The organism is Streptomyces sp. NPDC127108 (genome assembly GCF_042677545.1).
In the GTDB taxonomy this organism is placed as follows: Bacteria; Actinomycetota; Actinomycetes; order Streptomycetales; family Streptomycetaceae; genus Streptomyces.
Map to the genome: position 1 here is coordinate 1 of NZ_JBHXTE010000109.1, position 2,489 is coordinate 2,489.

3 protein-coding genes are annotated in these 2,489 nt (G+C 65.6%); all 3 read left to right on the forward strand.

What is annotated here, in order from left to right; genetic code table 11:
* Positions 1–168: 168 nt before the first annotated feature.
* Positions 169–1,041: a glucose-1-phosphate thymidylyltransferase RfbA gene (rfbA, locus tag ACFVHO_RS40550; RefSeq protein ID WP_385725557.1), complete on the forward strand. Its 873-nt coding sequence runs from the start codon at positions 169–171 to the stop codon at positions 1,039–1,041.
* A 31-nt stretch (positions 1,042–1,072) separates the two neighbouring features.
* Positions 1,073–2,083, forward strand: a complete 1,011-nt coding sequence (gene rfbB / locus ACFVHO_RS40555) for a dTDP-glucose 4,6-dehydratase (protein WP_385725558.1) — start codon at positions 1,073–1,075, stop codon at positions 2,081–2,083.
* A gap of 82 nt (positions 2,084–2,165) precedes the next feature.
* Entirely contained in the window at positions 2,166–2,414 is a 249-nt protein-coding gene (locus tag ACFVHO_RS40560) for a hypothetical protein (RefSeq protein WP_385725559.1), read from the forward strand.
* Positions 2,415–2,489 lie beyond the last annotated feature (75 nt).

The window sequence follows — 2,489 nt, forward strand, 5'->3', positions numbered from 1 at the left end:
TGTCCAGGGCGTGCGCCAACGACACCATGCTGAAGAAATGCGTGCGCACGGCATAGGCGGTGAAGAGAATCCGCATGTTCATGTCCCCCGAATGTCTCGCAGTTTCGCCGCGGATGTTCATGGCGGCCGACAGGAACCGATGCACAGCATGACCCAACGGGAGGAAAGGTGAAAGGGATAGTTCTCGCGGGCGGCACGGGCAGCCGTCTCATGCCGATTACGGCAGGCACGTCGAAACAGCTCCTGCCGATCTACGACAAGCCAATGATCTTCTACCCGCTTTCGGTCCTGATGTTGGCCGGCATCCGGGACGTCCTGATCATCGCGGCCCCGGAATCGATGCCTTCGATGCGTGGTCTGCTCGGTGACGGCGCGCATCTCGGAATGAATCTCACGTACGCGGAGCAGCCCGAGCCGCGCGGTATCGCGGATGCCTACATCATTGGCGCCGACCATGTCGGCAACGACCGTTCCGCGCTTATACTCGGCGACAACCTGTTCCACGGGGCAGGATTCCAGGACTTGCTGCGCGAGGCCCGGGAGAAGTCGGACGGCTGCACGCTCTTCGGCTATCCGGTGGCGGATCCCGAGCGATATGCGGTGGCCGAGACCGACGCGCACGGAAACCTGATCGGCATCGAGGAGAAGCCGGCCTGCCCGGCGTCCAAGAACGCCATCACGGGGCTCTATTTCTACGACAGCGACGTGGTGGAGATGGCGCGCGGACTGCGCCCGTCGCACCGCGGCGAACTGGAGATCACCGATGTCAACAAGCTCTACCTCGAAGCCCACGGCGCCCGCCTCGTCCAGTTGGGCCGCGGCTTCACCTGGCTCGACGCGGGCACGTTCCGGTCCCTGCTCGACGCCAGCCAGTACGTCCAGGTCCTGATGGACCGCCAGGGCGTGCGGGTGGCGTGTCTGGAGGAGATCGCGCTGCGGATGGGATTCATCGACGCCGAGCAGTGCCACGAACTGGGTCTGGCCATGGGCGATTCGGGCTACGGACGGTACGTCCGCGAGGTCGCGGAGTCCCTCGCGTGAGCGCGGCACAGGGTGTGAGGGGGTGGTGGACATGCGTGTCCTGGTGACCGGCGGTGCCGGTTTCATCGGCTCGAACTTCGTGCGACGCATGCTTGCGGGGGCGTACGCGGGCTTCGAGGACGCCGAGGTCGTGGTCCTCGACAAGCTCACCTACGCCGGGAATCCGAGCAACCTCGCCGACGCCCTGGACGACCCGCGGCTGCGGTTCGTCCAGGACGACATCTGCGACCGGGACGCCGTGGAGAGCGCGATCACGGGGGTCCGGACAGTGGTGCACTTCGCGGCGGAGTCGCACGTGGACCGGTCGCTGCTCGACGGCGACGCGTTCGTCGCCAGCAACATCGTCGGCAGCTACGAACTGCTGCGGGCCGCGCTGCGCACCGAGGTCGACCGGTTCGTCCTGGTCTCCACCGACGAGGTGTACGGCGAGACGGAGACGGCCTCCTGGACGGAGGACTTCCCGCTGCGCCCCAACTCCCCCTATTCGGCGTCGAAGGCGTCGGCGGAGCTGCTCGCCCGGTCCTTCCACCGCACGTACGGACTCCCGGTCTGCACCGCCCGGGCCTCCAACACCTACGGTCCCTACCAGTTCCCGGAAAAGCTCATCCCACTGTTCGTCACCCGGCTCCTGGACGGCCTGACGGTTCCGCTGTACGGCGACGGTTCTCAGGTGCGCGAGTGGATTCACGTCGACGACCACTGCCGGGGTCTCGCCCTCATCGCGGGTGCCGGGCGCCCGGGAGAGACGTACAACATCGGCGGCGGCACGGAGATCTCCAACGCTGAACTCACGAAAATACTCCTGGAGTTCCTCGACTCCGACTGGTCCCGGGTGCGCTTCACCGAGGACCGGAAAGGCCACGACCGCCGCTATTCGATCGACTGCCGGAAGATCCGTGAAGAACTCGGCCACCGTCCGCTCGTCGCATTCCGCGAGGGACTTCTCGACACGGTGCGCTGGTACGCGGACAACCGGAACTGGTGGGAGCCGCTGAAACGCCCTGGAGAGCTTCCTCTTGCCGTCATGGCGGAACCCCGCTGACGGCCACCGCGGCCCAGCGCCCACCGACGAAAGACATCAGTCAGCACCGACAAGCACACGACACAGGGAAAGGCTCACGGAGATGGACCGGGCAGTCGTCAGGAAAGAGATCCAGAACTTCATGGATCAGTACTACGCACGCGAGGACGGCGCGGGGGACGGCGCCGAGATGTACGACATCGACTCCTTCACCATGGTGCAGCTCGTGCTGTATCTGGAGGACAAGTTCAACATCGTCATCCTGGAGGAACTGCATGGATTCGGCGGCGGCGACTTCGACGCCTTCGCCGCCTTCGTCGCGGCCGCCGGCCAGGAGAACGATGCGGCGTGAGCCGGGTCCTGTTCGTCCTCTACGCGGAAAAGACCCACCTGTTCATCCAGGTGCCGCTGGCACGGGCTTTCGCGG